This window comes from Undibacterium sp. Ji22W (assembly GCF_049340305.1).
Classification (GTDB): Bacteria; Pseudomonadota; Gammaproteobacteria; order Burkholderiales; family Burkholderiaceae_D; genus Undibacterium.
This window is the reverse complement of sequence record NZ_JBMPOU010000002.1, coordinates 883,950-906,937: the sequence shown is the minus strand read 5'-3', so window position 1 is coordinate 906,937 and position 22,988 is coordinate 883,950. Positions and strand designations below refer to the sequence as shown.

17 protein-coding genes and 1 pseudogene are annotated in these 22,988 nt (G+C 45.9%); 3 read left to right on the top strand and 15 right to left on the bottom strand.

Annotation, left to right across the window (positions count from 1 at the left end):
- Positions 1-5: 5 nt before the first annotated feature.
- From ACO0KW_RS10655 to ACO0KW_RS10620, 8 genes and pseudogenes are all read right to left on the bottom strand, one after another.
- A pseudogene (locus tag ACO0KW_RS10655) lies at positions 6-317 on the bottom strand (zinc-ribbon domain containing protein); the annotation flags it as partial.
- A 169-nt stretch (positions 318-486) separates the two neighbouring features.
- Entirely contained in the window at positions 487-2,418 is a 1,932-nt protein-coding gene (locus ACO0KW_RS10650; protein ID WP_423053055.1) for a hypothetical protein, read from the bottom strand.
- A 396-nt stretch (positions 2,419-2,814) separates the two neighbouring features.
- Positions 2,815-3,159, bottom strand: a complete 345-nt coding sequence (locus ACO0KW_RS10645; RefSeq protein ID WP_423053054.1) for a hypothetical protein — start codon at positions 3,157-3,159, stop codon at positions 2,815-2,817.
- 1,425 nt (positions 3,160-4,584) lie between these two features.
- Entirely contained in the window at positions 4,585-4,938 is a 354-nt protein-coding gene (locus ACO0KW_RS10640; protein WP_423053053.1) for a CZB domain-containing protein, read from the bottom strand.
- A gap of 198 nt (positions 4,939-5,136) precedes the next feature.
- The gene (locus ACO0KW_RS10635) at positions 5,137-5,679 is read right to left on the bottom strand and encodes a hypothetical protein (RefSeq protein WP_423053052.1); all 543 of its coding nucleotides are present in this window, start codon (positions 5,677-5,679) and stop codon (positions 5,137-5,139) included.
- Between the two features lie 153 nt (positions 5,680-5,832).
- Positions 5,833-6,258 carry a hypothetical protein gene (locus ACO0KW_RS10630; RefSeq protein ID WP_423053051.1) on the bottom strand — a complete coding sequence of 142 codons (426 nt, stop codon included), beginning with the start codon at positions 6,256-6,258 and terminating at the stop codon, positions 5,833-5,835.
- 275 nt (positions 6,259-6,533) lie between these two features.
- Positions 6,534-8,609 carry a sensor histidine kinase gene (locus ACO0KW_RS10625; protein WP_423053050.1) on the bottom strand — a complete coding sequence of 692 codons (2,076 nt, stop codon included), beginning with the start codon at positions 8,607-8,609 and terminating at the stop codon, positions 6,534-6,536.
- On the bottom strand, positions 8,606-9,352 hold the full coding sequence (locus ACO0KW_RS10620) for a response regulator transcription factor (RefSeq protein WP_423053049.1): 747 nt from the start codon (positions 9,350-9,352) through the stop codon (positions 8,606-8,608). The genes ACO0KW_RS10625 and ACO0KW_RS10620 overlap by 4 nt, the downstream gene beginning before the upstream one ends.
- Positions 9,353-9,662: 310 nt before the next feature.
- On the opposite strand from ACO0KW_RS10620, the gene ACO0KW_RS10615 reads away from it, so the two are divergent.
- Both ACO0KW_RS10615 and ACO0KW_RS10610 read left to right on the top strand, forming a co-directional pair.
- Entirely contained in the window at positions 9,663-11,012 is a 1,350-nt protein-coding gene (locus ACO0KW_RS10615; RefSeq protein ID WP_423053048.1) for an SPFH domain-containing protein, read from the top strand.
- Positions 11,013-11,050: 38 nt separating this feature from the next.
- The gene (locus tag ACO0KW_RS10610; protein ID WP_423053047.1) at positions 11,051-12,499 is read left to right on the top strand and encodes a hypothetical protein; all 1,449 of its coding nucleotides are present in this window, start codon (positions 11,051-11,053) and stop codon (positions 12,497-12,499) included.
- A 259-nt stretch (positions 12,500-12,758) separates the two neighbouring features.
- On the opposite strand, the gene ACO0KW_RS10605 is transcribed toward ACO0KW_RS10610, so the two are convergent.
- The 7 genes from ACO0KW_RS10605 to ACO0KW_RS10575 form a co-directional block, all read right to left on the bottom strand.
- Entirely contained in the window at positions 12,759-13,097 is a 339-nt protein-coding gene (locus ACO0KW_RS10605) for a hypothetical protein (protein ID WP_423053046.1), read from the bottom strand.
- A gap of 73 nt (positions 13,098-13,170) precedes the next feature.
- Positions 13,171-13,740 carry a hypothetical protein gene (locus ACO0KW_RS10600; protein ID WP_423053045.1) on the bottom strand — a complete coding sequence of 190 codons (570 nt, stop codon included), beginning with the start codon at positions 13,738-13,740 and terminating at the stop codon, positions 13,171-13,173.
- 661 nt (positions 13,741-14,401) lie between these two features.
- A complete protein-coding gene (locus ACO0KW_RS10595) occupies positions 14,402-14,944 on the bottom strand; it encodes a DUF2059 domain-containing protein (protein WP_423053044.1) in 543 nt (180 codons plus the stop codon).
- A 192-nt stretch (positions 14,945-15,136) separates the two neighbouring features.
- Positions 15,137-15,904 (bottom strand): class II glutamine amidotransferase, encoded by a 768-nt coding sequence (locus ACO0KW_RS10590; RefSeq protein WP_423053043.1) that lies wholly within the window; start codon positions 15,902-15,904, stop codon positions 15,137-15,139.
- Between the two features lie 212 nt (positions 15,905-16,116).
- The gene (locus tag ACO0KW_RS10585; protein ID WP_423053042.1) at positions 16,117-17,739 is read right to left on the bottom strand and encodes a M20/M25/M40 family metallo-hydrolase; all 1,623 of its coding nucleotides are present in this window, start codon (positions 17,737-17,739) and stop codon (positions 16,117-16,119) included.
- A gap of 297 nt (positions 17,740-18,036) precedes the next feature.
- A complete protein-coding gene (locus ACO0KW_RS10580; protein ID WP_423053041.1) occupies positions 18,037-20,232 on the bottom strand; it encodes a TonB-dependent receptor in 2,196 nt (731 codons plus the stop codon).
- Positions 20,233-20,503: 271 nt separating this feature from the next.
- Entirely contained in the window at positions 20,504-21,325 is an 822-nt protein-coding gene (locus tag ACO0KW_RS10575) for a D-hexose-6-phosphate mutarotase (RefSeq protein ID WP_423053040.1), read from the bottom strand.
- A gap of 299 nt (positions 21,326-21,624) precedes the next feature.
- Between ACO0KW_RS10575 and ACO0KW_RS10570 the strand changes: the two genes are divergently transcribed.
- The gene (locus tag ACO0KW_RS10570) at positions 21,625-22,872 is read left to right on the top strand and encodes a GIN domain-containing protein (RefSeq protein ID WP_423053039.1); all 1,248 of its coding nucleotides are present in this window, start codon (positions 21,625-21,627) and stop codon (positions 22,870-22,872) included.
- The last annotated feature ends 116 nt before the right edge of the window (positions 22,873-22,988 follow it).

The following is a 22,988-nucleotide window of genomic DNA, read 5'->3' as shown; positions in this document are numbered from 1 at the left end:
TCTAGCTAGTCAACGTCAGCCAGTAGATTGCGCAACATATTTTTGCACGCAACATCGTGTCTATATGGCATGTAAGTTTCCTGCAATTCGAGTAGATACAGCCAGTTTGCAAGAAACACCTTATTTGTTCTCAGCGTCATTTTCGATTCACTCCAAACTTCCGCTCTAGCCTCAAGTGCCTTAGTAATGCGAAGTGATTCACGCCAGCAAGGATCGCAAAGAATACGATGTTGATTCACATTTGCTTTACGGACTTCATACGCGTGCTTTTGATCCGGCGCTGTAAAGATAGCATCGGACTTGCAGTGCCAACACTGGTAATGCTCATCAACGTATTCCTGCGTGAAGGAGGCCGCAACCGATCCCTAGCTATTAACCGCCCATCAACTAGTCAAGTCAGCATGGGTACAAAAAGCGTGCCCGCGTAACTGAATACGCGCCTTCACGGACGCGTTGATTGCGCTTTGTTAATCGCATTGACATCGCTCATTCCGATTTTGTCGGCACGAATTCCTTGTCACGAAATAGTTTAATGCGAGCAAGATAAGGTTTTGATTTATGATTGAGCAGAGAAAATGATCCTCCGATATAGAGAAATTTTTTGGATGCGATGATTGAATTAATATCGCCATGACTAGTAAATCCTAGGCTCGCCGGCCCTCGGGTATTCCACGCGCGAATTGTTTGCTTACCTTCGTTTGAGTGATCTCGATCAATCAGATACATCACAGCTTCAGGATCTCTTAAAACAGTCTTAGTTTTCCACTCGTCACTTTCTTGTAACCAGCGTTTTCCGTTCCAACGCCAACTTCCATCTTCATCGCTAACGTGGATAATCTTATCCTCAATTTTTTTCAGCCAACAGTTATGATCTACCTTCATTGATTCTGGTGAAATTCTCTTCCAATTTTTTCCATCCCATCGATCGACGCCATGGTACTTTATGTCTCCGTAGTGATCCGTTATGTCGCCAGTCAATCCACAAGTATAAATATTCGCTTTTTCGTCGATTGTCATACTCCTAACTAGATAGTCAATTTGCGTCACTGGCTTCCATTTTCCGCCTTCCATTTTTAAAATTGAACTTCCAGAAGGGTGCTCGCCGACCGCGACATAAAGACGACCTTGGGTATCCAATGCCATACTGGTAATCGCCTGTTTTGTTGGACTTAGTAGGTTCCACCGATCAGAGTTCCAATGCGCAATTTGATTTTTCTTAACTAACAGTTGATCAACACGGGTAAAGCTTCCTCTGACATAGAGATTATCATCAAGATCAACGACAATTTGTTCAACATAGTCGTTGACGCCGGTGCTCACACCAAAACTTTCCCATTTTTGTCCATTCCATTTGGCAATATTTCTCGCGCCAGTGGTCGTTTCTGTGAACGAACCTCCGACCACTAAACTATCATCATTACCCAGGGCCAGTGCGCTGATGGAGCCACCGCCAGCACAACCTGGAGCGGTGCCACTATTCGAACCATTGAAATGAAATGCCGACCATTTTTTTCCATCCCAAAATTGTATTGGTTTTGTCGTCTGAATACTAAGTCCGCCTTCTACGTCACAAGTACTCTGCAATCCCAAATAGATTCGATCCTGTCGATCTATGATAAGTATTGACCCTAAGGCGTCTGTTTTCGTATTCACTACTTTCCATGATTTACCATTCCACTTTTCCAATCCAAGCGTACTGATTGCATACACATCTCCTTTCGAATCAGCCGCGATTGACCACGCTAAGCTTTCATTTTCCTCAGTGCGCTTGCCGCCAATACCACGTCCTAGTGACTTCCACTTCTTGCCATCCCATTTGGCGACGTTGTGTGCCTTCAAGCCCCCGATCTCGTCAAATGAACCTACCGCATATAGGCTTCCTTGATAATCGCTAACTAAAGCGTTGACTGCGATCGATAATCCTTGAAAATAGTCTTTGCTCAATTGTGTCCAACGGGTTCCGTCCCATTTTTTTACGAAACCGACTTGCTCTTCATTTTTAGCTATTGTTCCGGCCACATATAAGTTACCGGCTTTATCTACATGGATGGCTTTGAGGTCGCCATCAACATCAGATCCAACTTGAGTCCATTTGTGCCCATCCCATTTAGCGATGCCATTTATATTTAAATCATCCGCACATCGAAAATTAGTGGCATATAAACTCCGATCGATTGCAAGAGCTAATGCAGTCACCTCACCACAATTTGCGTATTTTGCGATTGAAGTCCAATGACTTCCGTCCCACACCGCGACTGTGACGGCTAATTCTTCAGCATCTTTAATCTTGGCTTGTGATGACTCAACCAACGTAAAATAGCCGGCAGCATAAACGCGAGTACCATCAACAACGATAGCATTCACTCGTCCATCAAGTCCCGGTATCGATCCCATGGAAATCCATTTTTTGTCAGCCAACTTATCGTGGTTCTCTGCTGCAAAGACTTTGATTGACAACGACAAGATAAAAAAACAAAAAATGAATCTACGCATTTTATTGCCTCAAATTAAGGGAAGGTTGTGTGTTAGCGTACATTGTTTATCCGCCTCAACGGAAACGCAAAAACGTGATCTGGCTTTAAAAATCTCTAGGCACTACATAAAAAATCAGTAACTTATTTTTCGCAAATTTAAGTTGAAAAGCTAAATCAGTGTAAATCATTGGTTTTTTCACGGACATATCGACAAATCAGTTTGGGCACAAAAAGGTGCCCACCCAATAAGACTTACAATAATGTGAATGATTTTCGGGCGATTTTGGTTCTGTGAAGTGTTCGCTCAGTGGTGGCATCAGACACTATAAGTGTGCATGCCTTAATGTTGAATTGATTCACTGATCTCTAGCGTAAAGTGGGCATCGCCAAAGTAGAGCAAACTTACAATGCCGAGTGCAAAAACTGCCACCACTACATACACAGCTGCTCCAGCAGGCAAACGTTGCCACATCGGTAGGCGGAGCGCCCACATAGCCAAAAACTCCAAGCTTAAATACGCTGCAAAGCACATTGGAATTCCGACTATCCAAGGTGCATACGATGACCAGAATCCAAAATTGTCGAGGGGAAAAACTACGGCAAATGCGGCAATTCCTAGCACATAGCTAATCAGTACTGCAAATGACAAACGAATGCGTTGTGCTGTTCCAAGAGCAAAAGACATTGTGACCTCTAAGGTAAAATATGATTAAAACAAATGCTAACTTGCAAATTAAAACAAAGCAATTTTTTCAATCGTTTGAGATTTGTATGAAGATTGATGAAAGTTCTTAGCGGCGGGCAAGACAAGTTGGAAGCCGAATGACGGATTAATGGACGACTATTAAATCCACCTGAAAGATTTTGTTACGTAGTTTACTTCAAAGAACTTCATAGAATTAATTAACCCCATTCCAGAACGGTTAGCATTTCTTGTGCGCTTTCTTTGCTTCCGAGATATGACGCCAAATCACTTTCAACTTGTTTTGTGGCCGTAGATAGAACTTCAAAGGTTTCACTGTCTACAAAAGCATCAATTATGTTGAGCCGTGCTTTAGTATTTGCAATTGTTGCCAACGCCCGTCAGCATCTTTATGATTACCCTGTGCTATGGACGGTGCCCGCTTAATCAAAGGCGCAGGCCAGCACAACCTTGACAAAGCAGGCTTTCACCCCTTTCCAGAAAGGCAATGCATAAATCGTCAGCGACCGCCTCTTCTATCCCCGTAAACCAACGACTACTTCCAAGACCGCAAAGTGAGCTACCCTCATCCTCGTTCATATTCTAAAATACTTAACTCAATGATGAGCAAAAGGACGGATACGCATTAATAAAATATAGGTTTACATCAAGGCTAATCCGATCAACGAATTAGCTAGTTACAATTTTATGTTGCCATTAAATATCACTTCGCACCCCACGGTGAAAGAGTTTGCCGGACTCGATAAACTCCTGCGTTTTCTGCCAACCATGCGCGTCCGTTCTTTTGGGTGCCTTGAAGTCCAGTCCCATGTAATGTGCCGGTTTGCCGCAATCGGGGCATTTATAACTCCGTCCACTTTCGAATTCTTCGAGTTCGTGTCGCTGACCATCAATTTGCTCCTGCGTCATGAATCGATTTGAGCTTGTTACGAATTGCTGTCGTTTGAAGGACTTGCGACACCCAAAGCAGGCATACTGGAGCGGTCGATTGGTGGTCCTCATTGATGGCCAACGCAGATTTAATTTAATAAAAATAAATATTAACTCGGGAATTAAATAGGGACAATTTGCTTCGAAGGTCGAATATCAAGTTGTTAAAATTCTCTAACATGCAGAGCAAGCACAAGAATTTCTCCTTCTAATGCATATGCAATTGAGTAATATAAATGTGGAAAGTTCTGCTGTGTGAACTAGTTTTGAATATAGTGTTTGCGTAGACAGCGTCAGCTTCTTGAACGCCGGGGTTTCAAACTCCGGCTTTCAAGAAGTTGATCATTTTTGAGTGTTTCACGTCGAATCAATTCACAGCAAAAAATCCACCTAAGTGTTATTTGAGCGCAAAAACAATCTGCTACCGACCTTACACGTTAATACGTTATAAAAACAATTGTTATCAATGAAAATTTTTTAGATTCCGGTCTCTTTCTGAAATTTCATGATTGATATTCCAACGGCAGAAGATGCGGCGGCGTAAGGGGTGCCAGCATTTAACATTGCATCCGCTTCGGCAAATTTTTTAGCATTGATTGCATTGGCGACCTTTCCAGCTTCGATGTGAAATAGGGCGTGCTTAGATACACAATCACTGTGAGTAGCGAAATGACCGAATTTATTTTTCCCCTCGCCATGCAACCATTTGCCGAGGTCACAGCAGTTGTCTTTTCCTATGGTTGCAGCATCCATTATTTCTTTTTTTGAAATGGCCACACGAAATTTCGTTTTCCATTCAGCATGCTTTGCGACAGCGCTATTTAAATCCATTTTATATCTCCTATTTTTTAAGTTATTGCAGCGTTAAAGAAATTCCATTTGCTGAAAAATGATATTTGAATTCGAATTAATTAATGAGTGAGAAAAGCTCATTGGTCTATATTACCGATAAATTCGGCATACAGGAAAATTAACTCAATACGAAAGGATAGAGATTTACAAAGTGGGATTCCCCGAACAGAAACAGAATCAAGCACCAACCCGCATCAGCACTTCCTCGACCAATTCATTAACCGGACGGTGCAAGCCCTCGCGATAGCCGGGAATAGTGTGTGGCGCATATTCCGGACGATGGAGTGCTCTGCAGATTCCTGTGCTATGGGTGCGCCAGTGTTGCTCAGGTAGATTGCGACCAATGCGCGCTTCGCGGCGTAAGAATGATTGCAGGCATTCCTGTTCATTCCCCGTCAGGAAAATAGTCGTGAATTCTGACTCTTGCGCGGCGCTGATGTGCTCAATGTTAGGACAAATCATGCTCATGAAGGACAGTATCGCTCCGGAATGAGAACTCGCCATAACTCGCAGCTCGGTCGCGAGATCGCTGAAGCTAGGGTTAGGTGAGAAGAGCTGTGAAAGACTTTTGGGTATCGGCGCGGAGGTGCCGGTTCTGGAAAACGGATCAGTTTCCACATGCAGCCATTGCGATTGACTCGATAGCGCGGCACTCAATGTCGACTTACCTGCACCTGACGGACCAAAAAGTAGAACGAGTGGGATAGGATGAGAGTTCATGGTGGATAAGCTAGTTGATAGGTGCGAGCGTCTCTGAGTTGATTATTCAGTTGGCGCGCATTTCAGCGCGTCCATCACGAACGTGGTGTGAAACATTGAGTCCAGCGCTTTTACGAGACGCAGGAGCCGTATTGCAATGCCTTGTTACGTTGTTTAGTTTCTTCTAACTAAATTGGAAGCGAGAAAAACACATAGAAATACCACAAGAAAATGTGGGGCAAGCAAAACGTTGTCAATGTTTGCGAAGGCCTGATTTGAAGACGTTGAGAACAGGTAAGAATACGAGAAAATTGTTTCAGTTGCTACGAAACCTATTGCTACGTAAAACCGTTTTAAGGAGGCTAGTTTTAAAAAACTATATGTTGATATCGCGGCCAGTAAACCAATACCCAATAATTGCACGACGAATAAGTCCCATACGAAAAGTACAGGACCATTGGCAGAATTTTCTTTAGCCCAACTGACAATTGAAGTTGGAATTGCAAGTGCCGCAGTAAAGCCAATCAAATGCACTGCAATTTGATAGACGATAGCACCCAAGGCAGCACCCGTGATGAAGCTTTTAAGTTTGAGGTTCACGATGAATTTTTTCTTTTCCAGTTTGACGTCAACTTACATTCTGATTAGCAGCCAATCAAGTTGTAATTTAACGAAATAAATATTTACTTGCTAGTCAAAAAAAGACAATTTGTCTCAATTTTCTTGAATCCTGCAAGAATATTCGTATTAGTTCGCAGGCTGGCACGGTGTAATTGTGTTCACGTGATTAAGTCGGTGAACGTAAAGTTAAATTGGTAACTGTTCACTTTCATCGCGATGTGAACAATTCAGCGTGAGCACTAGGTTTGAATTCACTAAATTCGTCGTGGCAAACTCAATACAAATTCCACTCCACTTTCTGCGGTTTCATTTTCTGACCCGATATTGCGCACGCTAATGGTACCGCCCATTTTCGCCATATAAGTTTGCGCTACAAATAATCCTTGTCCACGATTACCATTGGCGCCAGAATCGATTTGATCTGAAACACCATACTCGAATATTTTGTCCAACATGTCGGTGGCAATATGCGGACCCTGATTCGTAATATGAATCGTCGCACTGGTTTCATCCGCCTCTAATCGCAAAGTGATTGCCGAAGCTTCAGGTCGATAGCGATTGGCATTTTTTAAGACATGGGTCACTACGTCTTCTAATGAATATTCATCTGCTTTGACGAACACACTGGCAAATTCACCGGCAAAAACCACATTGGCAATGCCAGCATGGTGCGCATTGTCAGCCACATGTTGCAGAAACTGTGTGACATCCAGTTCTTCCAATTGCAAGACGGTCGATTGAAACGCTTCGCTCGGCGTAGCGCTACCGTACAGCACCTTAATCGCCTGTTGCATGCGGGTGATGTAGCGATGACTTTGATCTTCCGGTGCCGGATGCAACACCATCAAACTTTGGAGTGGCGACATAATTTCATGCCCCACGGCATGCCACATTTGCTTCTCTTGCTCGGTGCGTATTGTTTCGCGCTCCACGTCTTCTTTCACACGTCTGAGCAAATCGTGCAAGCCACTTGCCAATACGCCCAGTTCATCTGGACTGCGTAAATCGCTGACATCGAGCTGGTCTAATTCGCCCGCCCCTTTCATGGTTTTCGATAAGCTCGCTGCGCGTTTCGTCAATAAAGTAATGCGCCGGATAATGCTAATTTCTATCAACAGCCAGGCTAGTAACAAGGCCAATAACATCGCCCCCACAAACCACGAAACGCGGGTTGCTACCACGCTCAAAGTCTTACTGGCACTGCGTACATCCCCTTTCAACAGCACCTCATAGTTATCTAAAGGCGTGCTGATTAATTCCCGGCTCTCCAAAGGCGTGTCGTATTCATCAACAGGTAGACGGCGGATCAGGCGGGTCAACACATTCCAAGACTCTTCCTCTTGTTCGACTTTACCCAGCAGCTTGATGAAATCCTTTTTCTCTGAGGTTTTTTTGATGCTGAGACTTTCACCTGGCAATAACAGCGCACTCAAATCATTCAGAGAAAATGGCGTCGCTGTAGGCATCGCCTTACTGTCTAATAGCGGAATTTGACTCTCGGGTGCGAACACGGCTAGCTCAACATGGATCTGATCCAAATCTTGTGGCGGCCAGACTGGTCGTTTTTTTTCAAACAAAGCTTCCTGTAAAACTGCGATTGGTAAGCGCAAAGAGAAGAAAGTATTGCGATCACAATTGAGATCTTTTCCATCTTTTTCCGCGTCGTTGCAAACCGCTTTTTGCCAAGCCCAACCACGGAAATCCCGCACAGGTCGGGCATTCGATTTATTCACATCACTCTCGACAAAGCCCACCCATCGACCGCGGATACCTGCATTGGTTTTATTGCTGGGCTCTTCTTCAAACGGCGCTATCCATTGGTATTCTTGTCCTCGCAAAGTCACACTGACGCGTATGCGATGCGCTTCATCGCGTACCATTTTTCCCTGAGGATGAGAGACTAAAGCCGCGCTATTGAAACTCCCTGCGACATAAATAAAGCCACCCGCCCAAGGATTATTTCCTATGCCAACACAGAGTGATCCATCGTTCCCATACTGCACCAGGCAGCCCGACATCGCGATCGCTTGTTGGACCTTGCCTTGGTCATCGAAATCTAAAGCGGAGAATGGTAATAACAAAGGGTGCAGGCTCGCACCTTCTTGTTGTGCGGGCGGATTTAATAAAGCTAATTGACCTGCTGGGTGGCGCAGCGTCGCGGTGATTTGACTGATGGTTTTATTAAAGTTGACTTGATAATTGTTATAGCTAAGTTGCTTTTCTTGCTGAAGCAAAGACAGCGCCAAACCTAGCGTTGCAATTGCCAGAAGTAAGAACACACTACGAAAAATAATTCGCAGTCTATAGCTAGAAAGAAGAAATCGCTTCATGCAGCCTCAACCCAACGAAATCCGCGCATAGGCACGTTTTCTATGCATTCAAAATCGGGGTCAATTTCACGGAAAGCATCACGAATCGTACTGACATGTTTACGGATATTGTCGCGATTGCGTCCGCTTTTCACCACATCGTACAAATCGTCATACGAAACTATCTGTCCCCGCTTCTCAAACATCACCGCCAAAATTCTCTGTGCGGTGAGTGGTAAATTAATGCGCTGGCCACGCCACATCGGTGAACGTTGCCGCAAAGGATCCATACTTAATGCCTCATTGACCGACGCAGCTTCTTTCAGTACAACTTTTTTACTCTCTTGCGTTTGCTGTCTACGTTCCTTCACCGCGCGCAACATGTCGAGCAAAGTTTCAATGAATTCCGCTTCTTCAAAGGTCGCTTTTTGCAGATAATCCCAGGCATCTAAGGCCTTCATAATGCTACGGTAAATGGTCGCTGGCATGGCCGATACCACCAAAACCGGCGTAGCTTGTCCTTCTTTGCCGATATTTTTATTGATGGCATTGATGATCGCCACACCTGCATGGCGTTCACGCCCCAGTTCGATATCCAAGACGACCAAATCATAGTGTTCACGCGTGATCGCCGCTTCTGCATCATCACGGTTAAACCATTGGTCGATCTGTATGCCGGGTTTAGCCGCTTCTATCCATGTCTTGAATTGATTGCTGGTGGGTTCATCATCTTCGATGACGGCGACTTTAATGTGATGCGACACGATGTGTCTCCGGTGATAAAAATGGTGGCGTAATTTGCGTTACTGCTAGGTAAGGCTCTTCTTGAACATGTTTCGTAGTATCCACGTTTTCCTAAAAAAAGTCAGTTTTTGGCTGTGAGTTTTTCTTCACACTGACGTACGAATTTTCCGTTGCATGTCCAAATACCGCCGCGCTATGAGGATACTTCCCAGCGGGCGGCATTGTATCTTCCTCGTCTGGTAACGCAAGATTCGTCTCAGGGAAATGCCAACGCTAATGCAAATGCAAATGCTACGCAACCCACATCGACATTCACAACCGGAGGCTACTATGTCAAATCGTTTGAAATCTATCGTAAATGCAGTGCGCTCTACTTTTTCTTCCGTGTTCAATTCACGCAAGACTTCGCAATCAGACATCGGCTCCACATCAACACCAGAAATCGATGCGGAATATCAAAGTGAATATCCGGTCGAATATCAAGTAAAAAGACCGCTCATGACCACAGCTATGCTGCGTAACATACTTATCCTTGGCGCGATTTCGGCAATCGGCTATGGCATCTACCAGCATCCGCCAATTCAGACGATCAGCCGCGGTGAAGTCGGTATCCGGTCCAACTTGTTTACGGGCAGTGTTTCGCAATTTCGTGAAGGCAGTGTGATTACAATTCCTGGCTTCTACCAATTGCGTAAATACTCTTTGCAAGATCAGTTGTATCGCCCAAGCAAAACCAGCGCCGACAATGATGCGCCGTTCCAATCGATAGAGGGTCTGTCTTTGGGCGTCGATCTCACCGTGCGCTATGCAATCGATCCTGCCAAACTCACCACCAACGGTAGAGGTCTACCCGAAAATATCAATGCAGACATCGTCGAACCTTTGGTGCAAGGGGTGATGTACAAAGCATTTACCCGTTACACGGTGAAGGAAATTTTCTCGACTAAACGGGCTGAGATTCAGCAAACCATTGAAACCGAATTGAAACCAAAATTAGCCGCTGATGGCATCCTTTTACACGCGGTGATGATAGGCAAGATCGATCTGCCCGCTGACTACAAACGTGGTATGGAAAAACTCCTGGCAGAAGAATTAGAGAGCGAAAAAATGCGCTATACCTTGGAGCTCAAAGAGAAACAAGTCAAGCAAACGGCATTGGAATCGGATGCAGAAAAAATCCGTCGTGAGAAAGCTGCCGAGGCTTCTGGTAATGAGCAAATCATCGCTGCCAAAGCGCAGGAAGAAGCGATGAAACACGTATTACCGTTCAAGCAAAAACAGATTGAACAAAGACAATTGGAAGCGGAAGCAGACAAAATATCGCGTATAAAAACTTCAGAAGGCACGGCACAGGCGCGTGTGATTGAAGCGTCTGGCGAAGCGGACTCGCGTCGCAAATTGGCCGATGCGGAAGCTTATCGTCAAGAGCTGGTAGGGAAAGTATCGAGCGCACAACTGGAACGCGATGGCGCGCTTCTCACTAAGCACCCATTGCTCATCCAAAAAACCATGGCAGATAAATTGTCTGACAAAATTTCTGTGATCATCGCTCCTCCGCCTGCCGATGGTGGCTTTATCGGTTCTGCTTTATTGGGCGCGGGCAAAACACAAACAAGCACCGCTGTAAATAAGGACGTCAAACAAACTGAAAATACGGAAGCCAGCTCCGAAGGCAATTAATCCGAAAATAGATCGCCAAAAAAAATCAAGGAATCATCATGTTATCTACCATCGCCGCTGCTGCCGCCTCCAGTCTCATCGCCATCGTCACGCAAGATCAGGCAGCCTTGCGCGCAGCGCCACGTGACAGCGCTCAACAACAAGTCGTCTTGTGGCAAGGTGACAGCCTAGAAATTCGCGGTGAGCGTATGGATTATTTGCAAGTCTATGATCACAGACGTGAACGTGCAGGATTCATTAAAGCGAGTCAGGTACGTTTAGTCCGCATGGACCCTGATGATGCGCCAGATAGCTTCGCTGTGATACGTTTTCTACGCGATACGCCGGGCGCCGAAGCCTTGGGTATCAGTTATACAGCAGCCTATTTGAAAGCTGCCGCAGCCAATCAAATCAGCGCGGAAGCCTTCGATGCTTTGGGAACGATGGCGGAGCGACTAGCTCGCCGTTCCACTAATCTGCAAACGCAATCAGGCAGCACAGTGAAACCGAGCAAGCAAATGGAAACAACGGTCGCTGCCCATTTGGAAGTGGCCAGCTACTACGGCGTACAGTTTAAAAGCTTTGAACGCGAAGGCCGTATTCAGCTTTGTTACGACGGTGAAGCTTTTCGCCGCGTGCTGGCGATGAACGCGACGAGCGAACAAAAGAGCCGCGCAGCACTGGCCTTGACTCGTCCAGAATGTATAGACCCCGCTACCCGACCATTGGAAAAATTCGCGCTGGATAATTGGCGTGCCGACGTATTGGATAGGGTTGATAGCAGCCACTTAAATGAATATCTGAAGAACCGTATCAAGATGCGCAAGGCCAGTGTCTGGTCGGCCATCGCTTACCAAAGAAGTCGTAAAAATGAAGATTTCCACGTCGCTGGCAATCGCGCATTATTAGAATTAGCCGCGGTCAACAAAGAAGAACTCACCGATGAAGACAAACTAAGTTATGCCGACGCCGGTGTACGAGTAGGTACAGCGCGGTGGGCAGCCGAAGTGCCGCTTGCCAACAAGGCCAGTGTGCAAATCGTTACCAGCCCAGGTGAACCCGGTGAAACCTGCGTATATTTGACCGAAAATAAACACGACATTAAAAATCCCCTCGCCAGGCGCTGTACCTACAGTGTAGTGTGGCCAGCCTCAGCTCGCGTCAATACGCGCAGCACCGCGCTGGCATTGGCGGTGCAACCCATGGACAGTTGGCGTGAACTCTGGCTTTTTCATCAAACCAGTAATGGATGGATCATCGATGTTTTACCACCCGCCAATAGCGATCCCAACTTAGGCTACATTGAATTTGCGGGTTGGGTACCCGCCACCAACAAAATGTTGGTAGCGCGTGAGGCCAAAGTTGATGGTGTTTTCAAACGCCGCTTCGAAGTCGTCAATATGGATACGCTGCAAACTGAAAACGGTGCGGATCAACCTGGCTCGTTGACTATTTTTTACAAGTGGCAAGATCCTATGTGGAAACAACAGACGGTGAGTTTACGATAGGTTTTTACTCCTTGTAAGAGGCTGCTTATGAAGACATGTTCATTCATGAAATTCATATTTAATCGATAGAAAGAAAATGTTGATTTAGGATAGGGAATTACGCAAAAATGCGTTGGCTAGAGCTTCATCGGGTAGGGTGCGCACCCTACCCCTTTGAATTGATTTTCTGATTTGCAAGTAGAGTTGGGGATGCTGCGATAAATCACTCAAAGTTGTGAAGTAACGACACAAGACAAAATCGCTATTTGCATTACGCAATTTATGGGAATAGCGCAATCATTGCCGGAAAAGCGACGACCAAAGCCACAGCAAAAATAAATGAACGCCTTACTTTTGCGGAAAGTATAGCTGCCCTTGCTTGTAGGTCAGGATTACTGAGATCACTGAAATCACCCGTCAATAAACTGCGCCACTGTGCTCGCTCAAAAGCATTGTTGCCTCCATCATCAATCCCGCGCACATCGTTTAGTTCATCAACTCGACTTGTCGCAGCAGCCAAGTCGCGGCAATAAGAATTAAACTGAAAATGTATTGGTATTGAGTACCCTGCATAGACGATGAATAAAAGGAGCAGAAGCAATATTGCGGTGGAGCTCATGGTTTGCTTACCTATCGATGAAATGTGTGGCGCGCAAATTGACAAAATAAGTGCGTCTCTAACAAGAGTCTTATTAGCCTGCGGGCTTTGTCGTCACAATAATACCTTTAAGAAAATCTTCTAACATTTCACGCGTAGGTGGTGGTGACGCAGAGTTAGAAATTGAAATATGCAAGTCTATCCACGTACCTTCCAGCACGATTTCAGCTTTGACATGCTTACTCGATTCTGGGCCAGCATCGATGTCATAAAAGATGGCTTGCCAGTCATTCAATTGTACCGCTGCTACATTCAACGGGGCAGGTAATGAATTCTTCTTCCAGCTTGCCATTTCGCCTTGCCAGAATTTGTTAAGACCAGGAAAGCTACCGGCTTGTTCAAACCAACCAGAAACGGTAAGCCCGCGCGTTTCGTCCGCAAAATAGAAGTAGCGTCGATCATTGGCAGATTTTCGCATCTTGCTTGTGAGATCAATCAGCTTAGCATCAGGTATCGTTAATTGAATCCTGCTCACAGGTACGTTCAGTAAATAACCTGTCTCAATAGGTGTGACCTGGAGCGTATCGTTTGAAGTAGCGGCAAGAGTAGATAGATTGTATGAAAAGCAGAGTAGCAACACGATGATATTGCGGATCAAAATCATATAACTCCTTGTGGATAACATAGATTGAATTTAGAAAAATGCATACTAGCTTGGAAATTAAAATAAAACAATTTGTTCTCATCCTATCTAAACGCGGCTGGTTGCTTACCGAATACCTATGATAAATGGCGAGGTCATTTCAAACGTAGGATTCAAAACGATAAGAAGTGCAGCTCACGAAATGGCCGATAGATTGGTCTTGGATAAACAAAGTTCAGGCGGCGCGGGTTGCATCCGCCCTACTTATTCTGAGATCGGGGATGGATTTTAGTCGACTTATTTTGCGAAGCTAGATTGTGATGTTGCGTGTCCGCTGTGAACGAAACTTAAACGTGTATCTTTACATCGGGTCGCCATGCCCATTTTGTAGGACGAATGAAATGAAGAATATGACGACGCTCCAGAACAAGATAACGTAAAAAAACGCACCTGAGTCTGAAATTCCTAGAAGTCGTATGGTCATGCTAAAGAAATAGCCAACGGGCTCTATCATCATAAAAAGCCCCAGCAGCCCTCCAACGCATAAAATCGCACCCGTAATCACAGCAACAGCAATCGCGCGTGCGAGACGTTTAGAGAGTGGTAGTTTATTGTTGGAGGATGTCATCTGTGTTGAAAGTTGGATGCTGCGTTTGGCATTTTGCAAGCACCACCAAAAGTTCTATTTTTTTGCACTGCTTTCTTTTATTTCTTCTGCCATCTCTTTTTGAATTTCCTTTATTTTTGGCATGAGATTCTTCATAGCGTTTTGGGTGACACTCAGAGATGCTCGCATTAATTCTGGCATTTTTTCGAGCACTTTTTGACCAACAGGTGATTTGTAGAACTTAGTTATTTCTTTCACTTCTCTATCTGTATAAACACTTGCGTAAGTTTCAGCCATAGGATTCTTAAGTTTTTCCCAGGACATTTCTTCTCTTAACAATGCATTATATTTAGCAAAAAATTTATCCATAATTGGTTTTTGTGATTCATCAATATCCATTCCTTGAGTCATTTGTTTAAACATTCCATCTATTTGGCCGTAGATAGAGTCCATCATCTTTTGTGAATGCATCACTTCAAACATAGCATTCACTGTCTCCTTCTTCGCTGGCGCGGCAAAACCATTGACGGAGAAAATGAACAATAAAGCTGCGATTAATAATTTGGATTTCATTGCATAACTTTCTTTTTGGATGTTAAGGGCGTGTTGACGTGTCATTTGGGCATGCGAATGTGCGGAAATGGGCGCATTGCTCAAATGAAGCGTCAGTACACCTTCATATTCGAATTATTTGTCTAAAATAACAAGTATGAATACTAACTGCGAAATTAAAATAAGACAATTTTTTCAATTGCCCTAAAATCCGCAGAGACGCCAGATAGCTTGCGATGTCATTTCGTTCTAAGACTTCTAAGTGAGCACCCGTCCATCCACAAACACCTTCAACTCACCGGACTGCAAGGCAGTCCAATGTTCATTGGTCGTCAGTGGCTCGGTAACAATCACTGCCACCCGATCTTGTGGCGTTGTTACTTGGGCGAAATCGACCGACACGTCTTCATCGGATAAGGCAGCGGTGTTGAATGGATGTTGGCGTTCTATGTAATGTAATTTGGTTGAGCAATGTGCGAATAGGGCGCTGCCGTTGGAGAGCATCATATTGAAAGTGCCGTGTGTGGCGATCTCGCGGCAGATCTCGCTTAAGAATTCGCGCAAGTTTTCAAGTGTCGGCAATTGTGCACCAAAGCGGGAGCGCAGGCTTTGCATTAAGTAACAAAACGCGCGCTCACTGTCGGTCGTGCCGATCGGCAAAAAGCTGCCATCAAGTTGCGGGGCGAAATTTTTTAGATCGCCATTGTGCGCGAATACCCATTGATAACCCCAAGCCTCGCGTACAAAAGGATGACAATTTTCCAGCGCGATCACACCTTGCGTGGCTTTGCGAATGTGGGCAATGACATTGGTAGATTTGATCGGATAGCGCTTAATTAATTCGGCAATCGGCGAGTCAATCGCGGCCTGATGATCAACAAAATGGCGCACACCCTTGCCTTCAAAAAATGCGATGCCCCAGCCGTCTTTATGCTCATCGGTGCGCCCGCCACGCGTGGCAAAACCCGTGAAACTAAACACGATATCGGTCGGGGTATTGCAATTCATTCCTAAGAGTTGGCACATGAGGATAGTCGGTGAGCTGTGATGAGGTGAGCTACCTTAACATTGATGCGGCTGAGATTGAAATAATCAGTGGCGATTTGCTTATGCGTTTTTCGAACAAAGGATGTAAAAAAACCAGCATGCTGTTTATATCAACATGCTGGTCTGGCGTCGGATTGTGAAAAATGCTTATCGTTTATCGCTTATCGACTATCACATCTACCACAAATAATTTAACGACTAGCTGGCGCTGCAGGGCGTGTAGGCTCAACTGGCAGAGGTTTACGTGGCATTAATTCGTCACGATTTGCTGTGTGGGCAACAAAATTCGCCATGATCATGGCGGCTTGCATCATGTCGCCTTTTTGCAGTTTGTCATAGACGTCCATGTTGCTATGGTGAGTACGAGTAAAATAGTCCATCGGTTCTTGGATGAATTGGAAGCCAGGTACGCCGACGGTGTCAAAGGACACATGGTCGGTGCTACCAGTTTTACGTAAAGTAGAAGTCTTGGCACCTAAGTCATGGAATGGCGCTAACCAGGTATCAAAGATGACTTTCGCAGCGGAATTGTTTTCTGCATAAATGCCGCGGATTTTGCCGCCGCCATTGTCGAGGTTGTAGTAAGCAGAAATCTTACCGTGCAAAGGTTTGTAGCTCAGCGGTCCTGATGGACGACGCATAAAGCTAGGCAGATCTTTTTCTTTGGGATCGGTTGACTCTGGACGTGATGCGACATTTTTGTTGATGAAGTCACGGGAACCTAACAAGCCTTGTTCTTCACCACCCCACAACGCGATGCGGATAGTACGGCGTGGTTTGAAACCGATGGCTTTCAATAAGCGCACTGCTTCCATTGCGACTGCGACACCGGCTGCATTGTCGGTTGCGCCTGTGCCTGCATGCCATGAATCTAAATGGCCACCGAGCATGACGATTTCGTCTTTCTTGTCGCTGCCAGGGATTTCTGCAAACACGTTAATCGAGTTAGCTGGATCTTCATCACCAAAATTCACGGCGACTTCGACCTCTGCTTCAAGATCTTTTTTCTTTTCGATCAGACGGAAGATGCGATTGTATTGTTCAGTCGACATCACCAATGCTGCCGGGCCTGTTGGCTCATCTTTTTTGTATGAACCGCCGCCTTGTACAAAGATCGTTCCGTCATCACCACGTGAGACATTCACGGTTGCAATCACGCCTTCTTCAGTCAGGTAAGGATTGATTTTTTTGCCGAAGGCGATACGTTTCGCGATGTCCGCCATATCCATCGGTGGGCGGCCAGTTGCTCCACCCAAATCCATGTTTTCTAATTCTTGTAATTCTTGCTCGGTGTAGCGCTTTGTATCGCCAGCCGTGTGCAATTTGGTTGGTGTCATGGCGTCACGCAACAGAATTACGCCCTTCAACTTACCTTTCCACTTCGCCAAATCTTCTTCGGTTTCGAGTTTAGCGTAGACCACTTTGCCGCGCTTTACACCGTCTGTACCTGGCGTCCATGCTTTAGGAATCGCATCTAATACCAAATTTGATGGTGCGACTAAACGCATGGAAGATTTTTCTAATACCCAGCTACGACCGAAAGGCGCGATGCTGACGACTTGGGCGTTTTGCAGACCCCAGTCGGTTAGTTGTGATTTGGTCCAGTCACCTGCTTTGCGCAAGCCTGGTGAACCTGTCAAACGCGGACCGATTTCATCGGTCAGCACGCTCAGAGTTTCCATGATTTTGGAACGATTTGTGCCTTCGTCACGAATCTTATTTACGAGATTTAAATCGACTTTTTCATCGGCGGCTAGTGCAGGGAGTGTGGAGCTGACGAACAGCGAACACACCAGAAGACTGATCAAACGCATCTTATTGTTCCTTGTAGTTTTAGTGATTAATGATGAGTGCTTATTATTTATTGCTTAGTGATTTAGTACTGTAGATAAGTACCGTAAATTCGGGCAAACGGGTATGTCGGTATTTGCTGTCGAAGCGGTTTGGATAAGCTTTGACCCGAAATGGTTCCCATCTTCTGACACAAAGTCGGGATTAATGATGCTGCAATGCAATATTGACGATACTTAGTGATCAGAGCGTGTGGCGTAAGAGGTAAAAAAAAGCCCCGTACCAATGGTCGGGGCTGTGAAGTGAAGCTTATGTCGAGACTAATACTTGAAATTAATTCCCAATTTGACGGCGCGTGGTGAGCCTGGGGTGATGTTGTTATTGCTGTTTGCTGAAGCGTAATATTTTTTATCCGCCAGGTTTTCTACATTCAACTGGACTTGAATATTCTTGTCCCACGCATAGTAGAGTGCCGCGTCAACGCGGGTGAAACCAGGTAATTCCACCGTATTGTCAGTTGATGGATAAATCGCCCCGCGATACACAATACCCGCGGCAAAACCCCATTGGCTGTTGACGTCGTAGCGGTTCCACAGTGATGCGCTATGGGTTGGTACTTGAGCCAAGGTCGCGCCGGCTAAGGCCGTGCTTGACAGCGTACGGGTAATTTTTGCATCTTGGTACGCGTAGCCACCCATGACGCTCCAACCCTCAGCGAGTTTGCCATTGACGGCTAATTCCAGACCTTGGGTACGTTGCCCGTCGATCAGAATTGATTTAGTCGAATCAGTAGGATCGGCAATCGCTACATTGCTGCGATCTAATTGATATACAGCCGCGCTCAGGCTGAGGTCTCGTGACACGTCCCATTTCGCACCCAATTCAAAATTCTTGAATTTTTCTGGATCAAAAGCCTTGTTGCTAGCGGTGAGCGATGCCAATTGATCACCCGCGCGTGGTGCAAACGCCAAGCTATAACTGGCGTACAAAGACATTTCGGTGAATGGTTTGTAGATCAAACCAGCGCGTGGTGAGACTGGTGTATCGGTAATTTCTATCTTATCGCCGGTGCGATTGTTCGTAAAATCAACTCCGAAGCTGTCGCGACGTAAGCCGACGATCGCCTGCCAATTCGGAGAAAATTCGATCTGATCTTGTACATACACGCCAACTGTGGTCGCGACGCCGTGATTATTCGCATCGGTGGCTGATGGGCGGAATACGACGGAACTGGTGATAGGATTACTGATTGGAACCGTAATGCTCGTCGCATTCGCAGAAACCGTTGGGAAGTAACCGGTGTTGCGTAAGTTGTCGGTGGTTTGTTGACCGAGTTCCAAGCCCGTCAAAATTTTGTGCTTGATGCCGCCGCTTTGAATATCAAAAGTCAGATCAGTTTGATTGAACAAATTCTTGCGCTGGGTCGCATTGTTGTATGCACTTAAGGCAACGCTGGTGGCCGTGCTATTCACTGCACCTGAGAAAATGTTTTGATAAAACTTATCGTAATCGGCATAACGCGTACGGTTACGCAGGCTAAAACCATTGCCCAAATCATGATCGATTAAAGCGGTGAACGCATCAACACGCGAAGAAGTCGGACTTAAAGCGGCATTCCCGAAGAACACGCTACTATTGACGTTTAAAGCCTTGCCTTGGTAAGACGGAATACCGCGATCAGCAGTGCGATCATCTTTGAAATGTTCGTAGCCGAGCACGATGCTAGTGTCTTGACCAGCACGAATCGCGAAGGTCGGATTGACACCACTGCGCTTGATATTCACACCATTGCGATAGCTATCTGAATTTTCCACCATTCCTGTGACTCGAAAAGCCATGTTTTGATCAATTGCTTGACCGATATCTGCTGTAGCGCGACGATTGCTCCAGGAACCGATAGTGATGGATGCTTCGCGCACTGGCGACCATTGTGCTTGCTTCGTCACGCGATTGATAATGCCGCCTGAACCGCCACGACCAAAGATCATTGCATTAGAACCCTTTAAGGCTTCGACGCTCTCAATATTGTAGAAATCACGGTAGTACTGTACGTCGTCACGAATCCCATCAACGAAGAAGTCGCCAGTCGAGCTATTGCCACGGAAGACTGCGGTATCGCGGTTGCCTTCGCCTTGCGCCGTCACCACGCCCGGCACATAACGAATCGCATCCGCCATACTTTGCATTGCTTGATCTTTGATCAATTCTTTGGTCACTACCGTAATTGACTGCGGCGTATCGCGCAGCAAAGTATCCGTTTTAGTCGCGGTGCCGCTGATCTTGGTCGCATACTTTTGCTCACTCGCACCAAGGACCTGGACTTCTGGCAGCTTGGTTTCTTGCGTGCTGTTGGTCGTCGCATTGGTGGCTGTGTTCGTAGTTGCAGTGTTCGTAGTTGCAGTGTTAGTGGTTGCAGTGTTAGTGGTGCTGTTGTTTTGTGCCAGTGCTGGGAAACTAATTAAAGCCAACAAAGCTGGCAACGTTGCTAAAGCAAATCGTGGTGTAGTGCGTTGCATAGAATTCTCACAAAGATGAAATAAGTAGCTGAATAATTGCGGAGGCCGGGCGGAGTAGAAGTCTGCTAGAAGGCCTTCAATAGGCGCAATTATAAATGCGAATTATTATCATTTGCAATTAAAAATTGAGTCAGGTCTTTGTTTCAAGTCAAATTTTGAGTGACTGTGGAGATGGGCAGTGATGCCTTCATTGCTGATTTGACACAAGTTTTTGGGCGCAAAAATAAAGGCGAGCATACGCTCGCCTGTCATAAGCATGATTAAATTGTAATTATCTGGTAATCAAACTCATTAACTGCATACCGGACCATACCTGACCTGGGGCTATTACCACAGGCCGCATGATGCTAGCGGCTTCGACACATAGCATGTGACGATATCCATCCGCCTCTAAGTCCGAAAGTTGTGCGCCTTTTTCTGCACCGGGGTTCCACACCACTGCATCGGTGAAGCCTGATTGGCGCAGTTGCAGCACTTGGTGCGGCTGCTCGAGCGTGATATCTGATACGACATCGGCATAAATACTGTCGACCTCACCGACGATCTGCAGCACCTCGTCAGATTGATGGCAGTTCTCTTCGCCTGTTACCGTATCGCGATAGTTGAGACCACCTAAGCCATGAACGCGGGTTTGCTGGATATCGTGCACGCGGAAATAGCTATGCAAGGCCGCTTGAAAGCTTAACTCGCTGTCACCATGATTCACCACCGAAAAATCCAGTTGTAAACTTTGTTCGGCAACCGTCACAACCATCTCTGCTCGAAAAGCATGTGGCCAGATCGCTAAGCTGGCGGCGCTTTCTTGTAGCTCAAACACCGCTTGTGCTGCCCCTTGTTCGAGTTGTCCTGAGCTTACCAAACGCCAAATTGCGGTGCGGGCAAAGCCATGCTTGGGTAAATTACCTAAATTGGAAAATTGTGGAAAGACGATAGGCACACCGCCCCGGATCGCCACGCCATCCTTAAACTCAGAGCTCTGGCTCATGAACAATTGCTCGCTCCCTTGCGCTGGTATCCATGAGCAGACATGTGCACCGTGGGTGACGATTTCGGCGCGCGCACCATCTCTTGCTTGAAGTATGACCTTATCCATGTAATTGACGCTTTCTGCTGAAACAGCCATGAGGTGAATAGAAAGCCTGCATTTTATCGCCTCTTCGTCTCAAACTTCGCTCAAATCTATTTTCAATTTAGTTTCAACCTCGCCTCAACTTAGCTGCAATTTAGCCCTAATTCGACCATTGAGGCAGTGATTTTTGCGTTCTGTCGTTAACCACGAGCGCATAGGATCAGCCTGACGTAAACTGTGAACATAGAAATTCCAGTAAATTTTCAACTTTACTTCAGTCTTACTTAGTTTCAATTTTCAGTTCAAATTTTCAGGGGGCGGACATGTTTACAAAAATAGCCATCGCGGCAGCAGTCGCATCAACTATGGTACTGGGCCTGAGTGGCTGTGAAATTAGTATCAACGATGACAGCATTAAAGGCAGCGGTCATATCATTACCGAAAAACGTGATGCGACGAGTTTCGACAGTATCGATAACCAATCACCGTTTGATATCGAATTGGTAGTGGATGGTAAAAACAATGTCGTGGTCGAAGGCGATGATAATTTTGTCAAAGAAGTCGAAACCGTCGTGGAAGGCCATACGCTGGTCGTACGCAACAAACGCAAAGGCAGTTTCCACTTCTCTTGGAAAACTGCACCAACGACCGTCAAGATCAGCACAGCCGCTTTGGTGAAAGCAATGAATTCAGGCAGCGGCGATATGCATTTGCGTGATTTGAAAAATAAAAAACTAGAAATCGTGAATGAAGGTTCTGGCGACATCAATGCCGCTGGTACTGCGACAGAATTGAATTTCCGCACTAGCGGCAGTGGCGACGTGAGCCTGCGTCAGTTGAACACCAAGAAATTGACAGTCGAAATGCATGGTTCTGGCGACACTGAATTTGGTGAAGTGATGCAAAGCCTGAACGCCAAATTGACTGGTAGCGGTGATTTGCACGTGGCGAAATTACAGAGCGAACAAACTACCTTGTCGGTAGAAGGCTCGGGCGGCATCAGTTTGCGCGGGATAAGCAAAAATCTGGATATCGATATGTCAGGTTCTGGTGATGTTTCGGTTGATGAAATTCAGGCAGAGAAGGCCGATATCCAAATGTCCGGTCCCGGTGAACTCAGTATTTCTGGCGAAACTAAGTCTTTGAAATTACGTGTCAGTGGTTCGGGTAGCGTTGACGCTTCGCGCTTAAAAGTTGGTGATGCGGATATTCATAATTCAGGTCCTGCTGATTTGCAATTTAAAACCTTGACCGGCAATGTCATTCTCGATACTTCTGGTTCTGGTGATATCGAAGCCGATTTGTCTTCCGCTACGACGATACAGATCAGCTCAGACGGCCCAGGCAGTATCACTTTGCATGGCACAGCGAAAAAATTGACCGCGAATTTGAACGGTTCTGGGGATTTGCATGCTACTGAATTATTACTCGAACTCGCTTCAGTGAAAGTCAATGGCCCAGGCGAAGCCAGCGTGAATGTAAAAGCAGCAGGCGAAGCAAACGCACATGAAAGCCGGATCAAAAACGGCTCACGAGTGGTGACTATTGATCGTAACGGTGTGGTTCAATAATTGCGCTGTCCGGTATTGGACCAACACTTGCAGCAAAAACTGCAGGAAAAATCGCAGTAATAACCGCAGTAAAAACCAGCGCCCGCCTTCCAAGCGGGCGTTTTTTTGCATGAAAT